Source organism: Streptomyces sp. KLMMK, from assembly GCF_036961605.1.
Taxonomy (GTDB): domain Bacteria; phylum Actinomycetota; class Actinomycetes; order Streptomycetales; family Streptomycetaceae; genus Streptomyces; species Streptomyces telluris.
On the sequence record NZ_JBAMDC010000555.1, the window covers coordinates 1 to 3,402 of the forward strand.

The 3,402-nt window shown below is 72.8% G+C and carries 2 protein-coding genes; both read left to right on the top strand.

Annotated elements, in window-relative coordinates:
- The first annotated feature begins 428 nt into the window (after window positions 1-428).
- On the top strand, window positions 429-2,537 hold the full coding sequence (locus V7793_RS35420) for an MMPL family transporter (RefSeq protein ID WP_336013789.1): 2,109 nt from the start codon (window positions 429-431) through the stop codon (window positions 2,535-2,537).
- Window positions 2,538-2,563: 26 nt separating this feature from the next.
- Window positions 2,564-3,402 (top strand): sensor histidine kinase (locus tag V7793_RS35425; RefSeq protein ID WP_336013790.1); only part of this gene is annotated, 839 nt, incomplete at its 3' end.

Genomic DNA, 3,402 nt, shown 5'->3' on the forward strand with positions numbered 1-3,402 from the left:
ACGCGCTCCTGCACGACGGCCGCGGCCGCGTAGGCCACGGCCGACACCAGGCAGAGCAGCACCGGCAGCAGGAGTGGGCTCACACCGCTCTCCGCCACCGCCGGGGCCCGTGGCCCTGCATGCCTGTCACGCCTGTCATGCCCTTCATGTCTCCACCATGCCTCGCGCCCGCCGCGTCCGTCGTCGCCCCAGGGGATGGATCCGGCCCTCATACCGGGGGAGTACGGGATGACCCCGAAGGCGCACGCTGCGTATCCGTCCGGCGGCGGCCGCCGTCCGCCCGGCCTTACTCCCCCGGGAGTACCAACCCCCTTGTTACACCCGGCGGATTAGCTTCCGCTTCGCTCTCCGGGCCGACGTGCCGGGCCCTTCGCGCCGGAATCCTGGAGGGGTCAGTGGATTTCGGCTCGGAGGAGGCGGCGGGAAACATGGCTCCGGCGGCGGAAACGCAGCGGAAGGAAGGCCGGCTGCGACCGGCACGCGAAGGAAGGTCGAGGCGCCGCGCCCTCCCGTGGGCGGTGATCGCCCTGTGGATCGTGGTGCTCGCGGTCACGGCGCCCTTCGCCGAGAAGCTCGGCGGCGCGGCGCGGGACCGGCCGGTGGACTACCTGCCGGCCAGCGCCGAGTCCACCAGGGTCGAGCACCTGCTGCAGAAGCTGCCGGGCGGCAACACCTCGGACGCGATCCTCGTCTACCACCGCGACGGCGGCCTCTCCGACGGCGACCGCAAGGCGGCGCAGGAGCACATCAAGAGGATCGCGGGGCGTTACGAGCTGCGGGGCGGGGGCGAGCCGCCCACGGTGGTCTCCAAGGACGGCGCCACGTCGATGACGGCGCTGTCGGTGTCCGGGCTGGCGGACGCCGCCGCGCAGGGCAAGGCGGTCGACGGCATCCGGGACATCGTCAAGAAGGACAGGCCCGAGGGGCTGAAGGCGGAGCTCGGCGGGCAGGTCGCCCTCGCCTCCGACCAGAACGAGGTCTTCGAGTCCATCGACGGCACCCTGCTGATCGGCACCGCGGGCGTCGTCGCCGTCCTGCTCATCCTGATCTACCGCAGCCCCTTCCTGTGGCTGGTGCCGCTGGGTGTGGTCGGCGTGGCGGCCTCGGCGGCCATGGCGGGCGTGTACGGGCTGATCAAGGCCTTCGACCTGACGGTGACGACGATGAGCACGTCGGTGATGACGGTGCTCATCTTCGGCGCGGGCACGGACTACGCGCTGCTGCTGGTGGCCCGCTACCGCGAGGAGCTGCGCCGCACCGAGCAGCCGTACGACGCGATGATGTCCGCGATCCGCGGCTGCGGCCCGGCGGTGCTCGCCTCGTCCGGAACGGTCGTCGCGGGCCTGATGTGCCTGATGGCGGCGGACCTCAACAGCAGCAGCGGCCTCGGGCCGGTCGGGGCGGTGGGCGTCTTCTGCGCGCTGGCGGCCATGCTGACGCTGCTGCCCGCGGTGCTGGTCCTGCTGGGCCGCCGCGTCTTCTGGCCGATCGTGCCGGCCTACGGGTCGGAGGCCGTGCACCGGCGTTCGCTGTTCGCGGCCATGGGCAACTCGGCGGGCCGCCGGCCGGGGCTGGTGCTGCTGTGCGGCGTCGCGGCGCTGGTGGCCCTGTCGGTCGGCGCGGTGAAGCTGCCGGGCACGTTGAAGCAGGAGGACGCCTTCCTCAAGAAGCCGGACTCGGTCGCCGCGATGCGCACGGTCGCCGAGGCCTTCCCCGACTCCAGCAGCCTGCCGATCACCGTGGTGACGCGTACCGGCCGGGCGGGCGAGGTGGAGAAGCGCGTCAAGGCGACGAAGGGCGTCGCCGCGGTGCAGCCGGGCCGCAGCGGCGGGGACCGCACCGAGCTGCAGGTGTTCTCCGTGGCCAAGCCCGAGTCGGACGGCGAGAAGAGGACCATCACCGCGCTGCGCGCCGCGGTGCACGACGTGCCGGGCGCACAGGCGATCGTCGGCGGTCCCACCGCCCAGCAGATGGACCTCGCGACCACCAACGCCGACGACCGGGTCAAGGTGATCCCGCTGGTGCTGGTCGCGGTGCTGATCGTGCTGATCGCCCTGCTGCGCAGCCTCGTGGCGCCCCTGGTGCTCGTCCTCGCCGTGATCGCCTCCTGGGGCGCGGCGATGGGGCTCAGCGGCCTGGTCTTCGGCCCGGTCCTCGGCTACAAGGGCCTCGATCCCAGCCTGCCGCTGCTGACGTTCGTCTTCCTCGTCGCCCTCGGCGTCGACTACGGCATCTTCCTGATGCACCGCGCCCGTGAGGAGCGCCTGAAGGGCGCGGACTCCTCCGAGGCGGCGCTCACCGCGCTGCGCACCACCGGCGGGGTCATCACCTCCGCGGGCATCGTGCTGGCGGCCACCTTCGCCGTGCTGGCGACGCTGCCGCTGGTGGCGCTGGTCGAGATGGGCTTCATCATCGCGGTCGGCGTGCTGCTGGATACCTTCCTGGTCCGTACCTACCTGGTCACCTCTGCAAGCCTGTTGCTGAAGAGGTGGATGTGGTGGCCCGGGAAGCTCTCGCGGGGTTCGATGGAAGCGTGATGCCGTCCCGGGAACCGGTTGCCCCCATGATCGCGCGTCTGCTGCTGCCGCGGCACGCGGCCGTACGACGCAGCGTCCTGCTGCAGGACTTCGGCATCGCGCTGGCGGTCCTCGCCGTGCAGAGCGTGCTCTTCGTGGTCACCACGCGGCGGTCACCGGACCTCCCGGGATGGGCGCTCCTCACCGGCGCCGCGCTCGTCCTGACGGCGCGGCGCCAGGCGCCGTGGCTCACGGTGCTGGCCGTCGCCTGCATGAACGGTCCTTTCTACGCGCTGGGTTACCCCCGCACCGCGGTGCTGCCGGCGGGCCTGGTGGCCCTGTGCACGCTCGCCGTGGTCGGCCCGCCCAAGCGCAGCTTCCTCACCCTCGGCGGCATCTTCGGCGTGGCCACGGTCGTCCTGCTGGCGTTCGGCAAGGGGCACGAGATCGTGCCGACGCTGGTGAGCGCCGGCTGGATCGCCGACGTCGTCCTGATCGGCGAGGCGGTGCGCCTGCACCGCAATTACGTCGGGGCCATCATGGAGCGCGCGGAGCGCGCCGAGGCGACGCGCGAGCGCGAGGCGGCGCGCAGGGTTGCGGAGGAGCGCGTGCACATCGCGCGCGACCTCCACGACCTGCTGGCCCACAGCATCACCCTGATCGGGGTGCAGACGGCGGTCGCCGCCCATGTCCTGGTCGCCGACCCCGAGCGGCTCGACCGGGCGGCGCTCGCCAAGGCGCTGGACGGGATCGCCGACACGTGCCGGGACGCCCGGGCAGAGCTGCGCGCGACGCTGGAGGTGCTCCGCGGGAACGATTCCGCGGGCTACGGGCCCCTGCCGGGCCTCGACGGGCTGCCCGACCTGGCGCGGGCGGCGGAGGCGGC

Coding starts and splice junctions, on each gene's coding strand:
- V7793_RS35420 (WP_336013789.1), top strand. CDS start 429: ATGGCTCCGGCGGCGGAAACGCAGCGGAAGGAAGGCCGGCTGCGACCG.